The sequence below is a fragment of the Streptomyces sp. NPDC093568 genome, from assembly GCF_044764945.1.
Lineage (GTDB): Bacteria > Actinomycetota > Actinomycetes > Streptomycetales > Streptomycetaceae > Streptomyces.
Window position 1 is genome coordinate 1341224 of the sequence record NZ_JBIWJD010000001.1, and the last position, 23726, is coordinate 1364949.

General features: G+C 71.7%; 21 protein-coding genes, 4 pseudogenes and 1 riboswitch. Of the genes and pseudogenes, 19 read left to right on the top strand and 6 right to left on the bottom strand.

Annotated elements, in window-relative coordinates:
- Nucleotides 1-17 precede the first annotated feature (17 nt).
- The 4 genes from ACIRD7_RS05650 to ACIRD7_RS05665 all read right to left on the bottom strand — a co-directional run bounded on the left by ACIRD7_RS05650 (nt 18) and on the right by ACIRD7_RS05665 (nt 4434).
- Complete coding sequence (locus ACIRD7_RS05650; protein ID WP_403450129.1) at nt 18-1124, bottom strand: ABC transporter substrate-binding protein; 1107 nt, start codon at nt 1122-1124, stop codon at nt 18-20.
- Nucleotides 1125-1281: 157 nt separating this feature from the next.
- Entirely contained in the window at nt 1282-1383 is a 102-nt protein-coding gene (locus ACIRD7_RS05655) for a putative leader peptide (protein WP_403450131.1), read from the bottom strand.
- A gap of 85 nt (nt 1384-1468) precedes the next feature.
- The gene (locus tag ACIRD7_RS05660) at nt 1469-3430 is read right to left on the bottom strand and encodes an FAD/NAD(P)-binding protein (protein WP_403450133.1); all 1962 of its coding nucleotides are present in this window, start codon (nt 3428-3430) and stop codon (nt 1469-1471) included.
- Complete coding sequence (locus ACIRD7_RS05665) at nt 3427-4434, bottom strand: amino acid ABC transporter permease (RefSeq protein ID WP_403450135.1); 1008 nt, start codon at nt 4432-4434, stop codon at nt 3427-3429. Before ACIRD7_RS05665 ends, ACIRD7_RS05660 begins: the two co-directional genes overlap by 4 nt.
- 540 nt (nt 4435-4974) lie before the next feature.
- Between ACIRD7_RS05665 and ACIRD7_RS05670 the strand changes: the two genes are divergently transcribed.
- The 5 genes from ACIRD7_RS05670 to ACIRD7_RS05690 all read left to right on the top strand — a co-directional run bounded on the left by ACIRD7_RS05670 (nt 4975) and on the right by ACIRD7_RS05690 (nt 9769).
- Entirely contained in the window at nt 4975-6126 is a 1152-nt protein-coding gene (locus ACIRD7_RS05670) for an LLM class flavin-dependent oxidoreductase (RefSeq protein WP_403450138.1), read from the top strand.
- Entirely contained in the window at nt 6123-6638 is a 516-nt protein-coding gene (locus tag ACIRD7_RS05675; RefSeq protein WP_403450140.1) for a GNAT family N-acetyltransferase, read from the top strand. Before ACIRD7_RS05670 ends, ACIRD7_RS05675 begins: the two co-directional genes overlap by 4 nt.
- Nucleotides 6639-6640: 2 nt before the next feature.
- Nucleotides 6641-7591, top strand: coding sequence for an ABC transporter substrate-binding protein (locus ACIRD7_RS05680; protein ID WP_403451684.1), 951 nt, complete (start codon nt 6641-6643; stop codon nt 7589-7591).
- Nucleotides 7588-8352 carry an amino acid ABC transporter ATP-binding protein gene (locus ACIRD7_RS05685; protein ID WP_403450143.1) on the top strand — a complete coding sequence of 255 codons (765 nt, stop codon included), beginning with the start codon at nt 7588-7590 and terminating at the stop codon, nt 8350-8352. Before ACIRD7_RS05680 ends, ACIRD7_RS05685 begins: the two co-directional genes overlap by 4 nt.
- Before the next feature lie 127 nt (nt 8353-8479).
- On the top strand, nt 8480-9769 hold the full coding sequence (locus tag ACIRD7_RS05690) for a sulfite oxidase (protein WP_403450146.1): 1290 nt from the start codon (nt 8480-8482) through the stop codon (nt 9767-9769).
- Here ACIRD7_RS05690 and ACIRD7_RS05695 read toward each other — a convergent pair.
- Nucleotides 9770-10727, bottom strand: a pseudogene (locus ACIRD7_RS05695) (LysR family transcriptional regulator).
- Nucleotides 10728-10864: 137 nt separating this feature from the next.
- On the opposite strand from ACIRD7_RS05695, the gene ACIRD7_RS05700 reads away from it, so the two are divergent.
- The 7 genes and pseudogenes from ACIRD7_RS05700 (at nt 10865) to ACIRD7_RS05730 (ending at nt 17273) form a co-directional block, all read left to right on the top strand.
- Complete coding sequence (locus ACIRD7_RS05700) at nt 10865-10945, top strand: putative leader peptide (protein ID WP_351078001.1); 81 nt, start codon at nt 10865-10867, stop codon at nt 10943-10945.
- Between the two features lie 188 nt (nt 10946-11133).
- A pseudogene (sfnG, locus tag ACIRD7_RS05705) lies at nt 11134-12299 on the top strand (dimethylsulfone monooxygenase SfnG).
- A 43-nt stretch (nt 12300-12342) separates the two neighbouring features.
- The gene (ssuE, locus tag ACIRD7_RS05710; RefSeq protein WP_403450148.1) at nt 12343-12900 is read left to right on the top strand and encodes an NADPH-dependent FMN reductase; all 558 of its coding nucleotides are present in this window, start codon (nt 12343-12345) and stop codon (nt 12898-12900) included.
- A pseudogene (locus ACIRD7_RS05715) lies at nt 12897-14146 on the top strand (SfnB family sulfur acquisition oxidoreductase). Before ssuE ends, ACIRD7_RS05715 begins: the two are co-directional and overlap by 4 nt.
- 26 nt (nt 14147-14172) lie before the next feature.
- On the top strand, nt 14173-15336 hold the full coding sequence (locus ACIRD7_RS05720) for an LLM class flavin-dependent oxidoreductase (RefSeq protein WP_403450151.1): 1164 nt from the start codon (nt 14173-14175) through the stop codon (nt 15334-15336).
- A 147-nt stretch (nt 15337-15483) separates the two neighbouring features.
- A complete protein-coding gene (locus tag ACIRD7_RS05725) occupies nt 15484-16764 on the top strand; it encodes an acyl-CoA dehydrogenase family protein (RefSeq protein ID WP_403450153.1) in 1281 nt (426 codons plus the stop codon).
- Between the two features lie 50 nt (nt 16765-16814).
- Nucleotides 16815-17273 carry an RrF2 family transcriptional regulator gene (locus ACIRD7_RS05730; RefSeq protein ID WP_403450156.1) on the top strand — a complete coding sequence of 153 codons (459 nt, stop codon included), beginning with the start codon at nt 16815-16817 and terminating at the stop codon, nt 17271-17273.
- A gap of 18 nt (nt 17274-17291) precedes the next feature.
- Here the strand turns inward: ACIRD7_RS05730 and ACIRD7_RS05735 are convergent, their stop codons facing one another.
- Nucleotides 17292-18035 (bottom strand): class I SAM-dependent DNA methyltransferase, encoded by a 744-nt coding sequence (locus ACIRD7_RS05735; protein ID WP_403450158.1) that lies wholly within the window; start codon nt 18033-18035, stop codon nt 17292-17294.
- A 174-nt stretch (nt 18036-18209) separates the two neighbouring features.
- Here ACIRD7_RS05735 and ACIRD7_RS05740 point away from each other — a divergent pair, with 174 nt between their 5' ends.
- From ACIRD7_RS05740 to ACIRD7_RS05770, 7 genes and pseudogenes are all read left to right on the top strand, one after another.
- Nucleotides 18210-19814, top strand: a complete 1605-nt coding sequence (locus ACIRD7_RS05740) for an FAD-binding oxidoreductase (RefSeq protein ID WP_403450161.1) — start codon at nt 18210-18212, stop codon at nt 19812-19814.
- 109 nt (nt 19815-19923) lie between these two features.
- Nucleotides 19924-20105 (top strand): annotated as a pseudogene (locus ACIRD7_RS05745) (gamma-glutamyl-gamma-aminobutyrate hydrolase family protein); the annotation flags it as partial.
- A gap of 213 nt (nt 20106-20318) precedes the next feature.
- On the top strand, nt 20319-20417 hold the full coding sequence (locus ACIRD7_RS05750) for a putative leader peptide (RefSeq protein ID WP_328877807.1): 99 nt from the start codon (nt 20319-20321) through the stop codon (nt 20415-20417).
- 71 nt (nt 20418-20488) lie between these two features.
- Nucleotides 20489-21385 (top strand): glutathione S-transferase C-terminal domain-containing protein, encoded by an 897-nt coding sequence (locus ACIRD7_RS05755; RefSeq protein WP_403450164.1) that lies wholly within the window; start codon nt 20489-20491, stop codon nt 21383-21385.
- A 66-nt stretch (nt 21386-21451) separates the two neighbouring features.
- Nucleotides 21452-21559: riboswitch (SAM riboswitch) on the top strand.
- Nucleotides 21560-21590: 31 nt separating this feature from the next.
- A complete protein-coding gene (locus ACIRD7_RS05760) occupies nt 21591-21740 on the top strand; it encodes a hypothetical protein (RefSeq protein ID WP_403450166.1) in 150 nt (49 codons plus the stop codon).
- Nucleotides 21741-21918: 178 nt separating this feature from the next.
- Nucleotides 21919-22902: an amino acid ABC transporter permease gene (locus ACIRD7_RS05765; protein WP_403450168.1), complete on the top strand. Its 984-nt coding sequence runs from the start codon at nt 21919-21921 to the stop codon at nt 22900-22902.
- Entirely contained in the window at nt 22899-23684 is a 786-nt protein-coding gene (locus ACIRD7_RS05770) for an amino acid ABC transporter ATP-binding protein (RefSeq protein WP_403450171.1), read from the top strand. The genes ACIRD7_RS05765 and ACIRD7_RS05770 overlap by 4 nt, the downstream gene beginning before the upstream one ends.
- The last annotated feature ends 42 nt before the right edge of the window (nt 23685-23726 follow it).

Sequence of the window (23726 nt, forward strand, 5' to 3'; positions counted from 1 at the left end):
AGCTTGCGGAACGGTGCTTACTTGGCGCCGAGACCGGCGTCGTCGACCTCGTCCTTGCCCTCGGCCTTGAGGACCTTGTTCAGCAGCGCGAGGTCGTAGATGCCCTTCAGGTCGGGCTGCTCCAGCAGACCGGCCTTCACCGCGTGCTCCGCCTCGGTGTCGAGGGTGGCGGCCAGCGGGTCGTCCAGGAAGGTGATCGACTTCCAGGCCGGGTCGATGACGTCGGCGGGCAGGGCCTTGCCGGACTCCGCCTTCAGCGCCTCGTTCGCCGAGGCCTTGGCCTTGTCCGGGTTGGCGTTGATCCACTCGTTGGTCTTCACCGAGCCGCGCAGCACGGCCTCGACGACGTCCGGGTGGTCCTTGAGGAAGCTCTGCGACACGATGATGTTGGTGATCACGAACTTCTTGTCGGGCCACAGGTCGGCCTCGTCCAGCAGCACCTTGCCGCCCTCGGCGACCAGCTTGGACGCGGTCGGCTCGGGCACCCAGGCGCCGTCGATCGAACCGGACTTGTAGGCGTCCGGAGTCACCTTGTTGTCGGTGCGGACGACGGACACGTCACCCTTGCCGCTCTCGGCGTCGACCTTCCAGCCCTGCTCGGAGACCCAGTTGAGCAGCGCCACGTCCTGGGTGTTGCCGAGCTGCGGGGTGGCGATCCTCTTGCCCTTGACGTCCTTGACGGACTTGATCTTCTCCGGGTTGACGACCAGCTTCACGCCGCCCGAGGCCGAGCCGGAGATGATCCGCAGGTTCTGGCCGGCCGCCTTGGTGTAGCCGTTGATGGCGGGGGAGGGGCCGATCCAGCCGATGTCGATGGACTTGGAGTTCAGCGCCTCGATCTCCGACGGACCCGCGTTGAAGGTCGAGGCCTTGATCTTGGTGCCGCCGAGCTCCTTCTGGAGCAAACCTTCCTGAACCCCCACCAGGGCGGTGGCGTGGGTGAGGTTGGGGAAGTAGCCGATCTTCACCTCGTCGGCGGAGAGCTTCTTGGCGTCCGACGCGACCTCGGCCTGCTTGCCGTCGTCGGTGGATTCGGCGCCGTAGCCGCAGGCGGTCAGCAGCAGGGGAAGCGCCGCTACGACGGCGAAGGTGCGCAGGGTGGTGAGCGGTCTTGCGGCAGACACGGAGGTGTCCTCTCAGGGAAGGTGATCAGGGAGATGCGGCAACGGAGCGTGGAGTCCGTCGGTGTGCACCGGCACACCACTCGCCCGCCGTCCCGGTGGGGCGGCAGGGAGCGCAGCGGTGTGGGGGGACGCGTGGGGGGGGCTTGCGCGCGGAGCCTCAGAGAGGGCGACAGATGGCGCTGGACGTACGGCCCAGGTCGATGTGGCGGCGTGACGTCAGAAGAGGCAGCGACAGATCCGCGTGATCGCGCGTTCTCATGGCCACCCCACCCCACGGATTCCTAGTTTTCCTACCCGGTTGATGGGGATCGTGGCAGAAGGTTGCGTCCACCCCAAGGGGTTGTTCATATAGTGGACACTGTTATCTCATTATTTAGGACCTGCGAGGTCAGGGCATGTAGGAGCGCACGCGCCACCGCGTCGTTCTGGCGGAAGGCGGGCGCGTCGGTGCGCGGGCGTGCGAACGCCGCGACGGACCGGCTGTTGGTCGGGGCGCCGAGGGCGATGCGGCGGGGGTGGGCGGCGCCGAGGGACGGATCGACGACGTGGCCGTCGCCCGGGGAGACGGCGAGCAGTCCGGAGCGGTGCGTGTGGGTGGGGTCGGCGATGACCTCCTCGGCGAGCGCGCCGGCCCGGTGCAGGTCACGCAGGAGCGGGTCCTCGGTGTGCTCCAGGGAGGGGCCCGGCAGATACGCCTCCACGAGTGCGGTCGCGTGGACGGTGTGACCGGGGACCGTCGGGCTGCTCGCGGTGAAGGTGCCACCGCGTTCGTCGGTGCCGATCCGGACGCCGGCGCCCAGGAAGCGCACGATTCCGGCGCGGGACAGGGCCAGCAACTGACGCAGCCGGAAGCCGGGCGGCCCGGAGGCCAGGAAGCTGAAGAACCCGTGCCACCAGCCGTCGAGCTGCTCGGCGACGGACCGCGCGGTCAGCCGTCCCGACGCGACCAGCCGGGGCAGCTGCCCGTAGACGGAGAGCAGCGCGAGGAACGCCCCGAGGTCCGCGCTGAACCGCGGGTCCTCACGGCGGGCGACGTCCCGGGCGATGAGGTCGCGGAGGTGGTCCTGGAAGGCGTCCGGCGCGGCGAAGGCGAGGCCGTCGAGCGGGTGGTCCAGTTCCTCGAAGTCCAGGCGGTCCGCCGAATCGGGTACGGCCTTCGCGACGAGGGCGGTCATGCCCTCGGCGTACCAGTCCAGACGGTCGTACGCGGCGGCGAAGTCCGGCCAGGGCAGGGCCGTGCGCTCGGGATGGGCGTGGAAGAGCTCGTGGTAGTGCCCGAACCCGATCTCCTTCGCCATCAGCGGCCACACGTCGCGGCGCAGATCCAGCGCGCGTCCCTCGGCGAGCAGCGCGTCGACCGCCTCGGGGCCGAAGTGGCGCGGCAGCGGCGGCCGGGGGCCCTGGAGCCGGTAGCGGGTCTTGGAGTGGTACGGCACTCCCCGCCGCGATCCCACGTACAGGACGGGCTCGCGGCCGGACGGGAGGTAGGTCAGGGTGCCGTCGGCCTCCGTGCGGAAGGCGCCGCCACGGCCCTCGGTGAGCATCGCCATCAGGTCGATGAAGGCGAGCCCGAAACCGCGCAGGATGACCGGCTCGCCGGGGCGCAGCGCCGACAGGTCCGCGTCCGCCGAGAACTCCGGCGGGAGGTGGAAGCGGCCGTGACGGCGGGCGAAGGCGGCGTGCTCGCGGTGCTCGGCCGTGGGGGTGGAGCCGAGGTGCCCCTGGGCGAGCACCACCAGGTCGGCGGTGAGCGGGCCGGCGCGGTCGGCGAGGTGCACCTGTTGCGGGCCGTCCGGCGGGCCGGTGACGGCGGTCGCGGTGGTGCGGTGCCACTCGACCGTCACGGTGGGCGGCAGCTCGGCCAGCGCCCGGCGGAACACCCAGTCCAGGTAGGCGCTCTGGGCGCGGCGGGTGGGGAAGTCGCTCCCGGCCAGCGAGCGCAGTTCGGCGAGCACGCCGGGGTCGGCGGGTTCGGCGTACGGGGCGTGGCGTGGGCCGGTGCCGGAGAACTGCGCGGCCCACTCGGCGAGCGAGGGTCCCGGCCGTACCGGGCCGTCGATCGTGGACGACTCGTCGGTGAACATGGTGACGTCCTCGGCCATGGAGTTCATGCGCAGCAGCGCCGACTGCTCCTGGCGCCAGATCCGACCGGGGCCGGGCGGGTGCGGGTCGACCAGGTGGATCCGCAACTCCCTTGTCCCGTCCCACAGTTCGGGAGCATTGGCGGCGATGCGTTCCAGGAGACCCGTGGCCCGCGGGCCCGCGCCGACGATGACCAGGACGGCTGTGTCAGGGGTGCCGCTCACCGGTCACCGCCGATCGCCGGGCGGGCGTCGGACGCCGTCGCCGCGCTCAGCCGGAGGCGTACCGCCGCGAGGTGGGCGCGCAGCCGCTGGAGCGGGGTGGGCGGCAGGGCACGGGAGTTGCCGCGTGCGTAGTACCGCTCGACGTAGAACTGGCCGGCGCTCAGCACCGTGGTCACCGCGATGTACCACAGGGTGGCGACCATCAGCAGCGGGATGATCTGGTAGGTCTGGTTGTAGATCAGCTGCACCGAGTACAGCAGGTCGTGCACGGCCAGCACGCTGACGATGCTGGTGCCCTTGAGGGTGCCGATCAGCATGTTCCCGGCCGTCGGCACGATGGAGCGCATCGCCTGGGGGACCACGATCCGGCGCAGGGTGCGGCGTCTGCTCAGGCCGAGTGCCTGGGCGGCCTCGGTCTGCCCGGAGTCCACGGAGAGGATGCCGCCGCGCACCACCTCGGCGGCGTAGGCGGACTCGTGCAGGGTCAGGCCGATGACGGCGGTGAGGGTCGGACCGAGCAGGTTGACCGTCTTGACGGTGAGGAACTGCGGGCCGAAGGGGATGCCGAGGCCGAGTGTCGGATACAGGGCGCCGATGTTGAACCAGAACAGCAGCTGCACCAGCAGCGGAGTGGACCGGAAGATCCACACATAGCCCCAACTCAGCGTGCGCAGCACCGCGTTGGCTGACAGCCGCATGACCGCGAGCAGGGTGCCGAGCAGAAAGCCGAGCACCATCACCACGGCGGTCAGCCACAGCGAGAGCAGCAGTCCGTCGAGCACGGCGGCGGTGGTGAAGTACCGGCCCACCACGTCCCACTGGAAGGCTTCGTTGCGGATCACCGAGTTGAGCACCATCGCGAAGACCAGCAGGGCGACGGCGGCGGTCAGCCACCGTCCGGCGTGCCGGCGCGGCACGATCCGCGGCAGGTCGCCGGCGCTTTCCGGGGGTACGGGGGGACTCTTCGTCGCGGGACCGGACGTGAGATCGGGCGGCGTGACCATGGGGAGGCTCTCCGGGGGAGGGAACGCAGGCGTGGGTGACCCCAGGGGCACTCGGTGCGGCCGGGGTTCGGCGTCATCACGCTTGCCGCGTCCCTCAACGCGGCCGGAGAGGCAGCCGCACAAGGCGGAGCCGGTCCGCCGTCGATCGTATGTGCCCATGGCATCGATGTGTCAACAGCGCGGTTCGAGACGCAGGTCGAGGCGGTCCGGGATCCGGGCGCTGCTTGACAGGGAGCCTGATGTACTGCTCAATTAGTCGCATGAATGCCCAGCAGCGCTTGGTCACGCGCGATCACATCGACTTCGGTCGGGTGTGGTCCGCGGCGTGTTGCGCCTGACTCGGCAGCGGGCCGTCCGACCGGCCCTTCCCTCCCTCGGTGACCCCGTCGCGGGCCGAGTTCTCCATGTACGCGCGCTGCCGTAGCACCCTTCTTCGACGCCTGGCGTCATCACGCACCTGATGAACCGTCATTTCTGCCTGTGCGCAGGGCAGTCGAGTCATGCCTGCCCACGCGCCGCACTGCCCGAAAGGTCACCTCCATGCCCGTGGAGTTCCTTGGCATCGCCGCCACCAACGACGGCTCCGAAACCACGCCGCGTTCCGGCGCCGCCTTCGACAAGGACTACACGCTCCGGCTCGCCCGGGCGCACGAGGACCACGGCTGGGACCGGGTGCTGTTCGCCTACGGCTCCGGGTCGCCGGACCCCGCACCGGCCGCCGCGTACATCGCGAGCAGGCTGGACCACCTCCAGATCCTGCTCGCCCACCGGCCCAACGTCTCCTACCCCACCTTCGCCGCCAAGACCTTCGCCACCCTCGACCGGATCAGCGAGGGAAGGCTGACCGTCCACTTCATCACCGGCGGCAACGACCACGAGCAGGGCCGCGAGGGCGACACCCTCACCAAGGACGAGCGCTACGCCCGCACCCTCGAGTACATCCGGATCGTCAAGAAGATCTGGACCACCCACGAGCCCTTCGACCACGAGGGCGAGCACTACCGCTTCCACGACTTCGTCAGCGACGTCTTCCCCGTCCGGCAGCCCCGCCCCGGCGTGTCGTTCGGGGGCTCCTCGCCCGCCGCGTACGCCGCCGGAGGCGCCGAGGCCGACATCTACTGCCTGTGGGGCGAACCGCTCGCGAAGACCGCGGAGCAGATCGAGAACGTGAAGGCCGCCGCGAAGGCCGCGGGCCGCACCGACGTGCCCCGCATCCAGGTCGCCTTCCGGCCGATCATCGCCCCGACCGAGGAACTGGCCTGGGAGAAGGCCCACCGCACGGTCGGCGCGATCAAGGCCCGCAGGGAGCGCGGCGAGGCGATCACCAAGCGCCACAACGGCCACGCCCAGCCCCAGGCTGCAACACCTCAAAACGTCGGCTCGCAGCGGCTCATCGCCATCGCCGAGGCCGGCGAGCGCTACGACCGCGCCCTGTGGACCCCGACCGCCGCCGCGACCGGTGGCGCGGGCAACTCCAACGCCCTGGTCGGCACCCCGGAGACGGTCGCCCAGGCACTCCTCGACTACTACGACCTCGGCGTCGACATCCTCTCCGCACGCGGCTACGACCTGCTCGACGACGCCGTCGACTTCGGCCGGTACGTCATCCCGATCGTCCGCGAGGAGGTCGCCAAGCGCGACGCCGAGCGGGCCGCACGCGGGACCCACACGCTCGCTGCGGTGAACGCATGACCTCCGCCCCCGAGTTGACGGTCATTCACGTCCCCGTCTCCGATCCCCGCGTCAGACCCCTGCTGAGCGAACTCGGTCACGAGTACTCCACGCGCTACGGCATCGACGCGCACGGCGAGATCTCCCGCTACCCCGACGAGGAGTTCACCGAGCCGTACGGCGGTCTGCTGCTGTTGCTGCTGGAGCACGGCGAGCCCGTCGCGGGCGGCGCCTTCCGCCGTTACGACGCCGACACGGCCGAACTCAAGCGGATCTGGACCCACTCCGCGCACCGCCGACGCGGCCTCGCCCGCCGGGTCGTCGCCGAGCTGGAGCGCGAGGCGGGCGCACGCGGGTACCGGCGCGTCTACCTGACCACCGGTCCGCGCCAGCCCGAGGCCCGCGGCCTGTACCTCGCCACCGGCTACACGGCGCTGTTCGACACGGAGGCCGATCCGGAGACCATCGGCCCGCTGCCCTTCGAGAAGCACCTCGCCGCGCGGGGAGACACGGGAAAGGCCCCCGGCCAGTGAAGATCCGCACGTTCAGAACCCGGCTGCGCGCCACCGCCGCCCTCGCCCTGCTCCCGCTGCTGGCCCTGACCGCCTGCGGCTCCTCCGACACCGACGGCACCGCCGCGGTGGGCGCCCAGGGGTCTCCCGCGCCGACCGACGACCCGGTCGCCTCCGTGCGCCAGGTCGACTCCGCCGCCGCCCTGCTGCCCGCCGACGTACGCAAGGCGGGCACGCTGCGGGTCGGCAGCTCGATCGGGTTCCCGCCCGGGGCGTACTACCCGGGCGGCACGGACAAGGCGCCCGCCGGTCAGGACATCGACCTCGCCGACGCCGTGGCCAAGGTGCTCGGGGTGAAGCTGGAGCGCCAGGACGCCTCCTTCGAGACGATCCTGCCCGCCCTCGGCAGCGGCAAGTACGACTTCGGCACCGGCAACTTCGGCGTCACCGCGGAGCGCCTGAAGACCATCGACTTCGTCACCTACATCAACGACGGCCAGGGCTTCGCGGTGAAGAAGGGCAACACCGAGCTGAAGTCGAAGGTCACCGACCTCACCCAGCTGTGCGGACTGACCATCGGCACCGGCGCCGGCACCACCTTCGAGGCGACCCTCAGCGCGCAGAAGGGCGTGTGCGCGAAGGCGGGCAAGAAGCCGTACGACGTGAAGGTCTACTCGGAGAACGCGGCCACCCTCACCGCGCTCCAGCAGGGCCGTATCGACGTGATCATGTCGACCATCAACGGCCTGCGCTACCAGGCGGCCCAGCCCGCGTCGCAGACCACCTTCCTCGGGGAGTTCCACCGCCTCGACGTCGGTTTCGCCTTCAAGAAGGGCTCCCCGCTCACCAAGGCGTTCCAGGCTGCCGTCAACGAGCTGATCAAGGACGGCACCTACACCCGGATCCTGAAGAAGTGGGGCACCGGCCCCTCCGCGATCGAGACGTCGCGGATCAACCCGCCCGAGCACGCATGAGCGACGTCATGGTCGACGTCCACGGCGTCCACAAGAGCTTCGGCCCGCTGGAAGTGCTGCGCGGCGTGGAACTGCGGGTCCGGGCCGGCGAGGTCACCGTGATCCTCGGCCCCTCCGGCTCCGGGAAGTCCACGCTGCTGCGCACCATCAACCATCTGGAGAAGGTCAACCGGGGCTGGATCAGCATCGACGGCGAACTCATCGGCTACCGCCGCGTGGGGAACAAGCTGCACGAGCTGAAGGAGAAGGAGGTGCTGCGGCAGCGCACCCACATCGGGTTCGTCTTCCAGAACTTCAACCTCTTCCCGCATCTGACCGTGCTGGACAACCTCGTCGAGGCGCCCCTCTCCGCGCTGCGCCGGCCGCGCGGGGAGGCGGAGGAGACGGCCCGGCGGCTCCTCGACCGGGTCGGCCTCGCCGACAAGGCCGACGCCTACCCGCGGCAGCTCTCCGGCGGCCAGCAGCAGCGCGTGGCCATCGCCCGCGCGCTCGCCCTGGCGCCGAAGGTGCTGCTCTTCGACGAGCCCACCTCGGCGCTGGACCCCGAGCTGGTCGGTGAAGTCCTCGACGTCATCAGGGACTTGGCCGGCACGGGCACCACCATGATCGTCGTGACCCACGAGATCGGCTTCGCGCGCGAGGTCGCCGACACCGTGGTGTTCATGGACGGCGGGGTCGTCGTGGAACAGGGGCCGCCGGCCGCCGTCCTGGACAACCCGCGCCAGGAGCGAACCCGCGCCTTCCTGTCGAAGGTTCTCTGACCGGGCGAGTCGGGAACGGGCCTCGGTCAACCGCCTCCACCCCCGGCGCCGTTGTGACCACACCCCGGCTCACCCTGTTGATCACTCTGCCCGTGCCCGGCCGCCCCACCCGACGACGAGGACCGTCATGACCGCATCCGCAGCACCTTCCCCCCGCCCCACGAGCCGCCCCGACGAGACCGCCTACGACCGCCGCAGGCTGCGTCAGTGGCTCGCCGGGGACGCCAGAGCGGACGGGGTCTCCCGCCGCCGGCTGCTCACCCTGCTCGCCGCCACGGCAGCCGCGACCGCGCTCCCCGCGCCGGCTCCGGCCCGCGCCGCGGCCACCCCGATCGTCAAGCCGCTGCCGCCCGAGTGGTTCATCCAGCGCGGCACCAACGCCGAGACCCGCTGGGAGGCCCTGCGCGGGACCGGCCATCACACCCCCAACGAGCTGTTCTTCGTCCGCAACCACACCACCACGCCCGTCCTGGACACCGCCGACTGGCGACTGCGGCTGTGGGGCAGCGGGCTGCGCGGCACGCCCGGCGAGGACAAGCCGGTGGAGTTCGGATACGACGATCTGCGCGCCCTGCCCGCCGTCACCCGGACCGCGTTCGTCGAGTGCGCCGGAAACGGCCGCAGCCACTACACGACCCAGCAGGGCGAGACCGTCACCGGCACCGCCTGGACGCTGGGCGCGATCGGCGTCGCCCGCTGGCGCGGGGTGCGCCTGGCCGACGTCCTGCGCAGGGCCGGGCTGTCGCCGTACGCGGTGGACGTGCAGCCGCGCGGCCTGGACGCCGAGTTCGTCAGCGGCGGGGAGAGCCTCGGCCGGGTGCGGCGTCCGCTGCCGCTGGCCAAGGCGCTGGACGACGTGCTGCTCGCGTACGAGATGAACGGCGAGCCGCTGCCGTACGACCACGGGTATCCGGTGCGGGTGCTGGTGCCCTCGTGGGTGGGGATCTCGTCGATCAAGTGGGTCGGCGACATCGAGGTGTCAGCACAGCCGCTGTTCTCACCGTGGAACACCACCTTCTACCGGCTGTACGGCCCCTCCCACCCGCCGGAGGGCAGCGCCCCGCTGACCCGGCAGACGATCAAGAGCGCCTTCGAGCTGGCGAGCGGCGCCACCTTCCCGGTGGGGGAGGGCCAGGTGCTGCACGGCCGGTCCTGGTCGGGCGCGGGAGGGATCGCGCGGGTCGACGTCAGCACCGACGGCGGTACGAGCTGGCGTCCGGCCCGCCTCCACGACCGGCCCCGGGCCGACACCTGGACGCGCTGGTCCGTCCCCTGGAAGCCCTCGACACCCGGCTCGACCCATCTGCTCGCCCGCGCCACCGACACCGCCGGCCGCCGCCAGCCCGACGTCTCCGTGCCCAACACCCAGGGCTATCTCTTCGACGCGGTGGTACGGCACCCGGTGACCGTGGTCTGATCAGCCACCCGCACCGCACGAAGGGGCGTCGTACGCACGGGCGTTGCGCACGAACAGCTCGTGCAGATCACGTACCGCGCGGGGGACGGAGCCGGATTCGCGGCGCTGAAGGACCAGCAGCACCTCGGTGGCGTCCCCCGCGAGCGGCCGTACGGTGATCGCGCCGCGCCGCGAGCGCAGCGAATGGGGGTCCCCCGGCCGAAGGCTGGGGGAGGGTCGCCGAGGACACTGAAGTCGGGCAGCACCGTCGCTCCCAGACCCTCGGCGACCATCAGCTTGCCCATCTCGGCGCCGTCGGTGGAGTACGAGAAGGACGGCGTACGGCCGCCCAGCAGCCGGTGCAGGAAGCGGTGCATGACATAGCCGGACCGCATCACGACCAGCGGCTCGGCCAGCAGACTGTCCGCGTCCACCGTGTCCAGGGCCGCCAGCGGGCTGTCCGGGCGTAGGCACACCACCGGCCGGCCGCGCAGCAGCTCGGTCGTCTCGAAGCCGGGCGGCAGGTCGTCGCCGCCGAGGTAGTTCACCAGCCCCAGATCGAACGCGCCGTCCAGCAGCCCGCGATGGATCTCGGACTGCTGCGCGCCGACCAGCTCGACCTGGGTCACCGGGTGTGAGGCCCGGAACTCCCGCACGGTCGGGATGACCAGCGGCACGGTGGCCGTGTTGACCGTGCCGAGCCGGACCATACGGCTGATGCGGTGCTGGTCACCGGCCGCGCCCCGCAGCCGGTGACCGCGTCCAGCACGCTCATGATGTGCGGCAGCAGCTCCCGGCCCTCGTCGCTGACCTTCGCCCCGGACCGCTTGCGCTCCAGCAGGTCCACCCCGAGCTCCCGCTCCAGGTTGCGCACGGTCTCGCTGAGCGCGGGCTGGGACAGATGCAGTTCCTCGGCGGCCCGCCGCAGCGACCCCAACCGGGTGACGGCGGCGATGTATTCGAGCTGTTCGATACGCACGACAGGAGAGTGCTTCCCGCCGAGCGCCGGGTTCAAGGGAATCCCTGTCACAACCTCGTGAATACCGACTCTCAGCATGTGGAATCCGGTCCGGACATTCTTGACCGGTCGGACTCCCCGCTGCTTTGATCGAAGGCATGAAGCGACAGGACCTCACGCGGCGACGCCATGTCGACCTTGCGCGTGTCTCCAGCTCCTGCTGTCGCTGTCGGGTCTGAGCGCACCCGAGGGAAACCCTCGCACTCGCGCTGATCTCCCCGTGTGAATTCCCCAGCCGGCCGCTTACCACGGCGATTTCGGCTTTCCCGGGAACGGCGTCCCCGCACGCCCGAATCCCGATCACCCCACACCTTTCCCTGTCATCGCACGCGCCTTTTCGCATGCGCATTCCCGCCAGGAGCCCTTCATGCCCGTCCCGCCCGGAACCGACCCCGCCCGCTTCGCCTACTGGGTGCCGAACGTCAGCGGCGGCCTGGTCACCAGCACCATCGAACAGCGCACCGACTGGGGCTACGACTACAACCGCGAACTGGCCGTCCTCGCCGAGAACAACGGCTTCGACTACGCCCTCAGCCAGGTCCGCTACATGGCCAGCTACGGCGCCGAGTTCCAGCACGAGTCGACCAGCTTCAGCCTCGCCCTGCTCCTCGCCACCCAGCGGCTCAAGGTCATCGCCGCCGTCCACCCCGGCCTGTGGCACCCCGGCGTCCTCGCCAAACTCGGCGCCACCGCCGACCACCTGTCGAACGGCCGCTTCGCCGTCAACGTCGTCAGCGGCTGGTTCAAGGGCGAGTTCACCGCCCTCGGCGAGCCCTGGCTGGAGCACGACGAACTCCCCAAGTTCTCGGCTTCGCTCGAACAGGGGGTACCCCCATCCGCCGCTCGGAGGAGTTCATCCGCGCCCTGCGCCAGATCTGGACCGAGGACCACACCGAACTCGCCGGTGACTTCTACCGGTTGCGCGACTTCTCCCTCAAGCCCAAGCCGCTCAACACCCCGGAGCGGCCGCACCCGGAGATCTTCCAGGGCGGCAACTCCACCGCCGCCCGCGCCATGGCGGGCCGCGTCTCCGACTGGTACTTCAGCAACGGCAAGGACTTCGACGGCGTCACCGAGCAGATCGCCGACGTCCGCGCCTCGGCCGCCCAAGTGGGCCGTACGGCACCGAAGTTCGGCCTCAACGGCTTCCTCATCGCCCGCGACACCGAGGCCGAGGCCCGTGAGACGCTCCGCGAGATCGTCGCCAAGGCCGACACGCCGGCCGTCCACGGCTTCCGTGACGCCGTCCAGCAGGCAGGGCGGTCCACCGCCGACGGCAAGGGCATGTGGCAGGACTCAGGCTTCGACGACCTGGTCCAGTACAACGACGGCTTCCGCACCGGTCTGATCGGCACCCCCGAGCAGATCGCCGAGCGGATCGTCGCCTACAAGCGCCTCGGCGTGGACCTCTTCCTCCTCGGCTTCCTGCACTACCTGGAGGAGGTCGAGTACTTCGGCAAGCGGGTGCTGCCGCTGGTCCGTGAGCTGGAGGCCCAGGCAGCCGAGTCCGAGCCGATCGCCTCCCGCGCCTGACCCGGTCCGGCCACCCGCATCCCACACTCCGAAAGGTCCTCCCATGGCCATCGTCCTCTCCGTCTCCGGAAGTCCCTCCGCCACCTCCCGCACCGCCCGGCTGCTGCGCCACCTGGACGACCGGCTGGTCGCCCAGGGCCACGACGTGATCCCGTTCGACGTCCGCACGCTCCCGTCCGAGGCCCTGCTCCACGCGGACTTCGGCCATCCCGCGATCGTCGAGGCCACCGCCCTGGTCGAGCGCGCCGACGGCATCGTGATCGGCACGCCCGTCTACAAGGCCGCCTACTCGGGCCTGCTGAAGTCGCTGCTGGACCTGCTCCCGCAGTACGCGCTCGCGGGCAAGACCGTCCTGCCGCTGGCCACCGGCGGCACCAACGCCCACGTCCTGGCCATCGACTACGCCCTGCGCCCGGTGCTGAACTCCATGGGCCCCGCCCACATCACGCCCGGCTGGTTCACCCTCGACAAGGACATCAGCGTGGGAGACGACGGCACCCTGACCGTCGCGCCGGCCGCCGCCGAGGCACTGGCCCATGTCACCGACCAGTTCTCGATCGCCCTCGGCGGCCGCCCGACCCTGCTGGCGGCCACCGGATGAGCGCCGCGACGGTGATCGCCGACGACGCCGAGGCCCTCGCCGTCGCCGCCTCACTGGCCGCCGACTTCCGCAAGGACGCCGCCGAGCGCGACGCGCGGCGCCGGCTGCCGCACGCGGAACTCCAGCGGCTGTCCGCCTCCGGGCTGCTCGGGGTGACGGTGCCGGCGGAGTCCGGCGGCGCGGACGTCCGTACGGAGACACTCGCGGAGATCTTCCGGCTGCTGGCCTCTGCCGACGCCAGCCTCGCCCAGATCCCGCAGAGCCACTTCGTGTACGTGGGCGTGCTGCGCCGGCAAGGGACGCGGGAGCAGCGGGAGTTCTTCTTCGGCGAGGTGCTCGCGGGCAAGCGGTTCGGCAACGCCCAGTCCGAGGCGGGCACCAGCCATGTGCAGGACATCCGCACCCGGCTCGCGCGGCGCCCGGACGGGTCGTACGTCCTCAACGGCGTCAAGCACTACTCCACCGGCGCCCTGTTCGCCGACTGGATCCCCGTCCTCGCCCGTGCCGACGACGACAACCTGCACGTGGCGTACGTACCGAGGGACGCGTCCGGCGTCACGGTCGTGGACGACTGGGACGGGATGGGGCAGCGCACCACCGCCAGCGGAACCGTCCGGCTGGAGTCGGTGTCCGTGCCGGGCGACCGGGTGGTGCCGCACCACCTCACCTTCCAGGGGCCGCAACTCCATGGAGCCGTCGCCCAGTTGCTGCACGCCGCCATCGACGCGGGGATCGCCGCAGGCGCGCTCGCCGAGTCCGTCGAGTTCGTCCGCACCAAGAGCCGGCCCTGGTTCGAGAGTGTCGGCGAGGGGCACCGGACGGCCGCTGAGGACCCTCTGCTTGCCCAGCGGTTCGGCGAGCTGGCGATCCGGGTGCGGGCCGCCGACGCGCTGCTCGCCGCCGCGGCCCGGTCGGTGGAGGCCGCCCGTGCCGACCTGACCGACGACTCGGCGGCCGAGGCCTCCGTCGCGGTCGCCGCGGCCAAGGTGACGGCGGCGGAGGCGGCCGTGGAGGTCGGCAGCGCGCTCTTCGAGGTCGCGGGTACCCGTGCCGCCCTCGACTCCCTGGGCCTGCACCGCCACTGGCGGGACGCCCGTACCCGCCCGCCCGTCGCCCGGCCGCCACCCCTCAACGAGGCGCTTCGCGCCGCCCCTGCTGATTGCACGACCCGGCGCGCTGGAAGGTCCAGCACATCGGCCGCTACGTGCTGCGCGGCGTCAGGCCGCCCCGGCACGGACTGCTGTGACCCACGACCCCCGAACGGAGCCCCCCATGTCCCTCACCTTCCACTGGTTCCTGCCCACCAACGGCGACAGCCGCCATGTCGTCGGCGGCGGCCACGGCACCCCCGCCACGGCGTCCGGCCGTGACCGGCCGCCGACGGTCGCCTACCTCGGTCAGATCGCCCGTGCCGCCGAGGACCTGGGCTTCGTCGGCGCGCTCACGCCGACGGGCGCCTGGTGCGAGGACGCCTGGCTGACCACGGCGATGGTCGCCCAGCACACCGAGCGGCTGAAGTTCCTGGTCGCCTTCCGGCCCGGTTTCGTCTCGCCGACGCTCGCCGCACAGATGGCGTCCACCTTCCAGCGGCAGACCGGCGGACGGCTGCTGCTGAACGTGGTGACGGGCGGAGAGGGGCACGAGCAGCGGGCCTACGGCGACTTCCTCGACAAGGACGACCGCTACCGCCGTACCGGGGAATTCCTCCAGATCGTGCGGGGGCTGTGGGAGGGCAGGACCGTCGACCTGGTCGGCGAGCATCTCCAGGTCGAGGACGCGAAGCTGGCCCGGGTGCCCGACCCGGTGCCGGAGGTGTACTTCGGCGGCTCCTCGCCCATCGCGGGGGAGATCGCCGCCCGCCATGTCGACGTCTACCTCACCTGGGGCGAGCCGCCGGCCGCCGTCGCCGAGAAGATCGCCTGGATCCGGGCGCTGGCCGAGAAGGAGGGCCGCAGCGTCCGCTTCGGTATCCGGCTGCACGTCATCACGCGGGACACGGCCGAGCAGGCCTGGGCGGAGGCGCGGCGGCTGCTGGCAGGCTTCGACACCGAGACCGTACGGGCCGTACAGGAAGGGCTCGCCCGCAGCGAGTCCGAGGGGCAGCAGCGCATGCTCGCGCTGCACGGCGGCAGCCGCGACGACCTGGAGATCTACCCGAACCTGTGGGCCGGCATCGGACTGGTGCGGGGCGGCGCGGGCACGGCGCTGGTCGGCAGTCACGACGACGTCGCCGAGCGGATCGCCGAGTACCACCGGCTGGGCATCGACGAGTTCGTGCTCTCCGGCTATCCGCACCTGGAGGAGGCGTACTGGTTCGGCGAGGGCGTGCTGCCGCGGCTGGAGGCGCGCGGGCTGTGGACGCATCCGTTCCGCGGCGCGGCGGCCGCCCCCGCGGTGGCCCGGATTCCGTTCGCGGGGGCGGGCAGCCGGGGGTGATCCCACCCGTGTCCGGCCGCGTCCTCCTTCGTGAACCGGCCGGTCGGGGGCAGGAATCGGCCATGCCGCACACGCATTCCCTAGATTTCCTATCGAATTACTAGGGAAGTGTTGACCCCCGTCCGTGGAGCGAGTGAGGATGACGCCATGACGATCGCCCCACCGGCCCCGGCCGCTCCGTTCGGTGACTCCGACCGGGGCGCACCCCTGACGCCGGCGGACGGGGCGGCCGAATGGGGCACGCCGCGGGAGGACTGGCCGCACATCGCCCGTGAGCTCGCGGACGACCTCGCCACGGACGCGGTCGAGCGCGAGCAGGCGGGCAAGCTTCCGCTCGACGAGGTCGCGCGGCTGCGGGAATCGGGCCTGCTCACCCTGCTCGTCCCGGCCGAGCACGGCGGCGGGGGCGCCGACTGGCGCACCGCCCACACCGTGGTACGGACCGTCGCCGCGGCCGACGGAGCCGTCGGGCACCTGCTGGGCAGCCACTACTTCCTGTCCTACTGCGCCCGGTTCTTCGCCGGCCCCGACCGGGCCGCGCGCATCGAGCGGACGTTCGCCGCGGGGCAGTGGTACTGGGGCGGCGGCATCGCCTCCCAGGAACCGCCGCTGATGCTGACGCCCACGGCGAACGGCTATCTGCTGGACGGGCACCAGCGCTACGGCTCCGGAGTCGGCGTCGCCGACCGGCTGCTGGTCCGCGCCGCCGTGCCGGGCACCGGCGAGCCCGTCGCCGTCCTCGTCGACACCGCCCAGCCGGGCCTGGTGAGCGGCGGTGGCGGCGACACCTTCGGGCAGCGGCTGGCCGCCGCGGGCGGTGTCGCGTTCGACTCCGTCCCGATCGCCCGCGAGTACGTGCTCGGCTCCCTCTCCTCCGACGACGGTGCCCTGTCGCCGTTCGCCGGCCTCGCCGCGCCGACCGCCCGGCTGGTCTCCGCCCAGTTCTGTCTCGGCGTCGCCGAGGGGCTGCTCGGTGAGGTCCGCGAGCACGGTCGGACGGTGGCGTCACCCTGGCACCCCTTCGAGCCCCAGCCCTGGCAGGGCGGCGCGCCGCAGGATCCGTACGTGCTCACCGCCTACGGCGAACTCGCCGTCGCCGCCCGTGCCGCCTCCGCCCTCGCCGACCAGGCGGGGGACGCCCTCACCCGGGGACTGGAGCGGGGAGAGGACCTCGACGACGAGGAGGGCGCGGAGATCGCCGTCCTCGCGAGCGCCGCCGAAGCGGCCGCCGCACGGGCAGCGCAGGACATCACCACTCGCGCGCTGGAAGCCGTCGGCGCGAGCGCGGCCTTCGCACGGCACGGCCTGGACCGCTTCTGGCGCGACACCCGGACGCACACCCTGCGCGAGCCGGTCGCCCACCGGCTGCGCGAGGTCGGGGACTACTTCCTCAACGGCGCGCATCCGCCGTTCAGCCTCCCCGCCTGACCGAGGGGTCGTCCGTGAGGACCTCGACCACGGTGAGGGATAATCGCGGCATGCGGATCTCGGCCAGAGCGGACTATGCGGTGCGGGCGGCCTTGGAGCTGGCCGCGGCGGGCGAAGACACCTCCCTGAAGGCCGAGGCCATCGCCGAGGCGCAGGGCATCCCGCACAAGTTCCTGGAGGGCATCCTCGGCGATCTGCGCCGGGGCGGCCTCGTCGTCAGCCAGCGTGGCGGCAAGGGCGGCTACCGGCTCGCCCGCCCGGCCGACGCCATCGCCATCGCCGAGGTCATCCGGGTGGCGGACGGCCCCCTCGTCTCGGTGCGCGGCGTCCGCCCGCCCGACCTCTCCTACATCGGCCCCGCCGAGTCCCTGCTGCCGCTGTGGATCGCCGTACGCGCCAACGTCCGCAAGATCCTCGGCGAGGTCACCCTGGCCCACGTGGCCGCGGCGAAGCTGCCCGACGACGTGCTGAGCCTCGCGGACGACCCCGAGGCGTGGACGAACCCCTGACCTCGGATGTCGAGCTGACTACCGGTCGGCCGGCTTCTCCCACACCGACACATGCTTGCCGCTCTCACTGGTGAACGGCTCGCGCGCCCAGTCCTCCCACCGCTCGCGCAGGCGCAGACCGGCGAGCCGGGCCATCAGGTCCAGTTCGGCCGGCCAGACGTACCGGAACGGCACGGACCAGTGCTCGGCGCGGCCGTCGACGACGGTGACGTAGTGGGAGCTCATGGCCTGGGTGGCGACGTCGTAGGTGTCGAAGGCCCACTGGGTTTCGCTGATGCGGAACGGTACGGCGCTCTGCCCGGGAGGCAGCCGGCGCAGGTCCGGCACGCCCACCTCGATCACGAAGCAGCCGCCGGGCCGCAGATGGGCGGCGGCGTTGCGGAAGCAGTCGATCTGCGCGTCCTGGGTGGTCAGATTGCCGATCGTGTTGAACACGAGGTAGGCCAGCGAGAATTCGCCCGCCACCCGCGTCGTCGCGAAGTCCCCGATCGTCACCTCCACGGCGTCACCGCCGGGCTTGGCGCGCAGCCGGTGCACCATGGCGCGGGACAGGTCGATGCCGTGCACCGGGACCCCGCGGCCGGCCAGCGGCAACGCGATCCGGCCGGTGCCGACGCCGAGTTCCAGCGCCGCGCCGTCGCCGGCGAGTTCGGCCAGCAGGTCGACCGCCGGGTCCACCACGGCAGGGCTGAACATGTCCGCGGCCGAATCGTCGTAGCCGGCCGCGATGTTCTCTCCGAAATAGCCGTCTTCATCGATCACGCCGGGACCGTACTGCGGCCGCCGCGCCGGGGCACCTGAATTTCCCGGACGGCCGATGCGGGTGCTGGCACCACCCGACAGCCGGGGGCCGGCACGACTGCCCCGCGCGTGGTTGCCGCCTAGCGTCGTGACCGAGGGAAAGCGAAGTGTCCCAAGGCAGTCCTAGGAGACGTCATGAGCGGATTGAGCAGGAGGAACGTACTGCGCGGCGGTCTGGTCGCCACGACGGCGGGGGGCGTGGCGCCCGGGCTGGGCGCGGGGGTCGCGGCGGCGGCCCCGGACGGCACGGCCTGTCCCGCGCCGCCCGGACCCGCCATGGTCGGACGCGGCGATCCGCGGTTCCGGTCGCTGGCGTCCCGGGGCTACAACCGCCGGTTCGCGGGCAGCCCGGATCACGTCTGGGTGGTCGGCACGACCGCGCACGTCGTACGGGCCGTCCAGCAGGCCGTCGACAGCGGCCGGCGGATCACGGTGCGCAGCGGCGGCCACGGCTTCGAGGGCTTCGTCGCCGACCCGGCCGTGGAGGTGGTCGTCGACATGTCCGCCATGACGGGCGTCTCCTACGACCCGGGCCGCCGGGCCTTCGCCGTCGAGTCCGGTGCCCTGCTGGGCGAGGTGTACCGGCGCCTGTACCTCGGCTGGGGAGTGACGATCCCGACCGGCTGGTGTGCCGACGTCGGTGTCGGCGGCCACGTCCTCGGCGGTGGCTACGGTCCGCTGTCGCGGCTGCTGGGCCTGTCCGTCGACCATCTGTACGCGGTCGAGGCAGTCGTCGTGGACCGCCGGGGCAGGGCGCTCGCCGTGGTGGCGACCCGCGAACCCGCCGATCCCCACCGGGACTTGTGGTGGGCGCACACCGGCGGCGGGGCCGGCACCTTCGGCATCGTCACCCGCTGCTGGTTCCGGACACCCGGCGCCTCGGGCGACGACCCGTCCGCTCTGCTGCCCGCGCCGCCGGCCGGCGTACTGAGCTTCCAGGTCTCCTGGGACTGGCAGAAGCTGGACAAGACGTCCTTCGCCCGGCTGGTCCGCAACCACGGCGAGTGGGCGGAGCGGCACAGCGCACCCGACTCGCCGTATCTCGCCCTGTACAGCGAACTCGCCCTGACCCGCCGCCCGTCCGGGGCGGTGTTCATGATCGGCCAGGTGGCCGCGGACTCCGGTGCCGAGCGGATGCTGGACGATCACCTCGCGGCGATCAACCGGGGCGTACCGGTCCAGCCCGTGCGCACGGTGCGGAACCAGGCCTGGCTGGCCTCGGCCCTGGCCGGCTCGCCGGGCGACCCCGGTCCCGTCTACCGGCTGAAGGTCAAGTCGGGCTATCTGCGCAAGCGTTTCACCGACCGCCAGATCGAGGCCCTGCACCACCACCTGACCCGGACCGACTACGACCACCCCGGCGGCAGCGTGACCCTCTACACCCACGGCGGCAAGGTCAACACCGTGGCCCTCGACGCGACGGCCACCCCGCACCGCGCGGCGAGCATCAAGATGTTCTACGTCAACGGCTGGGAGGACGCCTGGGACGACGCCCGGCACATCGGCTGGCTGCGCGAGCTCTACGAGGACCTGTACTCCGGCACCGGCGGCGCCCCGGCGGCGGCCGACGGCGCGTTCATCAACTACCCGGACACCGACCTCGCCGACCCCGCGCGCAACACCGGTGCTCCGTGGCAGACCCTGTACTTCGGCGACAACTACCGCCGGCTCCAGCGCGTGAAGGCGAAGTGGGACCCCCGCGACGTCTTCCACCACGCCCTGTCGGTGCGACCGGCTTGAGGGGCGCCCGCCGGTTCATTTCCTTCGGGAGTCAGGCGAGCTTGACCTCGACGGGCAGCTTCTTGAAGCGTTGACGAAGTTGGAGCGCACGCGCGGCACGTCGCCTGGCCTCGGCCGGGGCCTCACGGTCACCGCGCGCGCCGCCGACGGGATGGTGGAGGGCTCGAACTCCCGGGCGCGAAGGGGTGGTTCAGGGCCGTGCAGTGGCATCCCGAGGACACCGCGCACCAGGATCCGGCGCGACAGGGGATCTTCGACGCCCTGGTCCGGGCCGCACGCGAGCGCCGCTGACCCGGCGGGCGCGGGTCAGGCCTTCGGCCGGCGCTCCTCGCCCCGCTCCTCGACCTGGAGCACCACCCGGCGCAGCCCCTCCGCGACGCTCCGGCACTCGTCCTCGCACAGCCTGAAGGACCGGACGTCGCCCAATCCGCGGACGCCCTCTTGACCTGGGCCGCGCGCGGACCGACACTCTCATCAAGTTTCCTAGTGAATTGGTAGGGAAGTATGGGGCGTCCTGAGTCGGTCACCGGTCGAGTGAGCCGTACGCCCCTTCTCACGTCCCGCCGTCACATCGATCTGCTCCGCGTCTGCAGCGCGATCTGACCATTCCCTGAGCCGAGCCCCCCACGTCGCTTCCGTACGCGTACGTCCACACGCCTGCCCCGGGGAGAGTCATGTCCGTCACACCGCTGGCCGCCCACTCGTCCGCGCCGACCGCTCCCGCCTTCCGGGGCCGGATCGGCCGGGACGCACGCAGCGGCCACTACGCCGTGCCGCGCCGTTACCGCCTCCACCTGACGACCGCCTGTGCGAACGGTCTGCGCATCGCCGTCGCGCACAGCCTGCTGGGCCTCGACGACATCTGCCCGGCGACCTTCCTGCCCCCGATCCCGGACTGCGCCGACGGCGGGCACGCCGTGCTGCGTCCGCTGTACGACGCCAGCGCCCACCGGTACGCCGGACCGGCCCTCGCGCCGGTCCTCAGCGACGACTGGTCCGGGCGCATCGTGAGTACACACGCCCCCGACATCATCCGCGACCTGGCCCGGCGCTTCGGCGGCTGTCGCCCGGAGCTGTACCCGAGCGGCGCGGAGTCGGAGATCGAGGCCGTCGAGCGGATGTGCGCGCAGGACATCGCGGAGGCCGCGCAAGCCGCGGGGGCGGCCGACGCCGAACGGGCGGAGCGGGACGAGGCCCTCGGCACACTGCTGCGAGCGCTGGGCGCGCTGGACCGGTGGCTGGAGGGTCGCGAGTATCTGTTCCACGATCAGATCACCGCCGCCGACGTGGAGTTGTGGGTCACGCTCGTCCAACTCGACACCGTTCACCGGCACCACCTGGACGCCTCCGCGGTGCAGCGCGTCGCCGCGCACACCACCCTGTGGGCCTACGCCCGCCGGCTCGCCGCGCACCCGGCGTTCGGCACGCATCTCGACCTGGACGCCATCTCCCGCCGCCACCACGCCCGTTGCCGGGGCCTGGAGGACGCCGGAGCGGCCGTCCAGATCCTGGACTGGGCGGCCCACGCGGCGGCCGGGACCGCGGTTCGAGCGCAGGTCGAGAGGCCGTGAGCCGGTCCGTACTGTGGACCGGCGTTGACATCCGTTCCGGCAGCTGTCTTACTTACGGCCCAGAACGGTCATGAGTGTCAGCGACAAGCCCTGGCTCGCTGGCCGGCAACCCTCGCATCGCGGTGGGGTGCCCCAGGTGACGACCGGACCGGATGACTTCGGTAAGCGCGAAGGCCCCACGGGGGCCGGAAGAGTGAGTGACGCCATGGACGCAGCTCCCAGGACGGCCGTACGCCGCCCTCAGAGCCGCGCCCTGGCGTACGCGACCCTGTTCGTCGCCGACCGGGCCGTCGATCTGCTCCGCGTCAGCAGCGCACTGTGTACCGCACCGGGCTGTGCCCGCGGCCGCGGCTGACTCCTGCCGTCCGCTGCCCCGCACTCCCTGACGAACGCCGCGCAAGCGGTGTGCCATCGTCCGCCCACCCCCCGGTGACCGTGCGTCCTCCCGCGTCCTGACGAGCCGCAGTGCGGCTGTCCTCGCCGTGTCGTGCGCCGCTGTTCCCGGGGACATCCGACTCCTGCCGGAGCCCTCCATGAGTGAACCCCCAGGCGCCGCCGTCTCCCTCGCCGAGGCGCCGCCGCCCGCCGCCGCCCCGCCGAAACCGCTCGCGGCCCAGCGCGTGCTGCCGCTGAGGCGGCCCGGCCGCTGGATCGCCACCGCGGTGGTCCTGGTCCTGACGGCCCAGTTCGTCCACGGCCTGGTGACCAACCCCTTCTACCAGTGGGACCGCTTCGGCTACTGGTTCATGCGGCCCACCATCCTCGACGGTCTCCTCATCACCCTCGAAGTCACCGCCTACAGCGCGGTGCTGGGCCTCCTCGGCGGCATCCTGCTGGCACTGGCCCGGCTCTCGAAGAGCCCCGTGCTGCGCGCGGTCAGCTGGGTCTACGTCTGGGCGTTCCGCTCGGTCCCGCTGATCGTGGTGCTGCTGTTCCTCTACAACTTCAGCGCCCTGTACAAGACGCTCAGCGTGGGCATCCCCTTCGGTCCCGCCTTCTTCTCCTTCGACGAGTCGAAGCTCGCCACCGACATGGTCATCGCCGTAGTCGGCATCAGCCTCCACGAGTCCGCGTACGCCGCCGAGGTCGTCCGCGGCGGCGTCCTCTCCGTCGACCAGGGCCAGCACGAGGCGTCCGCCGCGCTCGGCCTGCCCAAGGGCTACCAGTTCCGCAGGATCGTGTTCCCGCAGGCGCTGCGCTCCATCGTCCCGAACTACGTCAACCAGCTCATCGGCCTGATCAAGGGCACCTCGCTGGTCTTCTACGTCTCCCTGCTCGACCTCTTCGGCTCCGCGCAGTCCATGGGCTCCACCTACCCCGGCGACATCGTGCCGCTGCTGATGGTCGCCACCGTCTGGTACCTGATCCTCACCAGCGTCGTCTCCGTCATCCAGTTCTATGTCGAGCGGTACTACGCCCGGGGTGCCACGCGCTCCCTGCCGCCGACCCCGTTGCAGAAGCTGCGGACCGCCTTCACCGACCTGAGGGCCCGCATCCGCAGGGAGGCCGCCGTATGACCGCCGAGACCCTCGACAGCGCGCCCGCCACCGTGGAGGTGCACGACGTGCACAAGTGGTACGGCGCACACCGGGTGCTCAACGGCGTCGACCTGACCGTGCGCCCCGGCGAGGTCACCGTGATCCTCGGCCCGTCCGGCTCCGGCAAGTCCACCCTGCTCAGAGTCATCAACCACCTGGAGAAGCCCGAGATCGGCCACGTCAGCCTCAACGGCGAGCTGATCGGCGTACGCCGGCACGGCGAACGGCTCAAGGAGCTGAGCGAGCGGGCCATCCTCACGCAGCGCAGCAGGATCGGCTTCGTCTTCCAGAACTTCAACCTCTTCCCGCATCTGACGGTCCTCGACAACGTGGCCGCCGCCCCGGTGGCGACCGGCAAGCTAGCCAAGGCCGAGGCCCTGGAACTCGCCCGCGACCTCCTCGGCCGGGTCGGACTCGCCGACAAGGCCGCCGCCTATCCACGGCAGTTGTCGGGCGGACAGCAGCAGCGCGTGGCCATCGCCCGCGCCCTCGCCCTGCGCCCCGGCGTCATCCTCTTCGACGAGCCGACCTCAGCGCTCGACCCGGAGCTCGTCGGTGAAGTCCTGTCCGTCATCAAGGACTTGGCGACCAGCGGCACGACCCTCGTGATCGTCACCCACGAGATCGGCTTCGCCCGCGAGATCGCCGACCGGGTCGTCTTCATCGACGGCGGCAGGATCGTCGAGCAGGGCCCGCCCTCCGAGGTCCTCGACAAGCCGCGTCACGAGCGGACCAGGGACTTCCTCAGCAAGGTCCTCTGAGCCCACCGCTCCCCACGAACTCCCCCACGCCGCACCCTCACC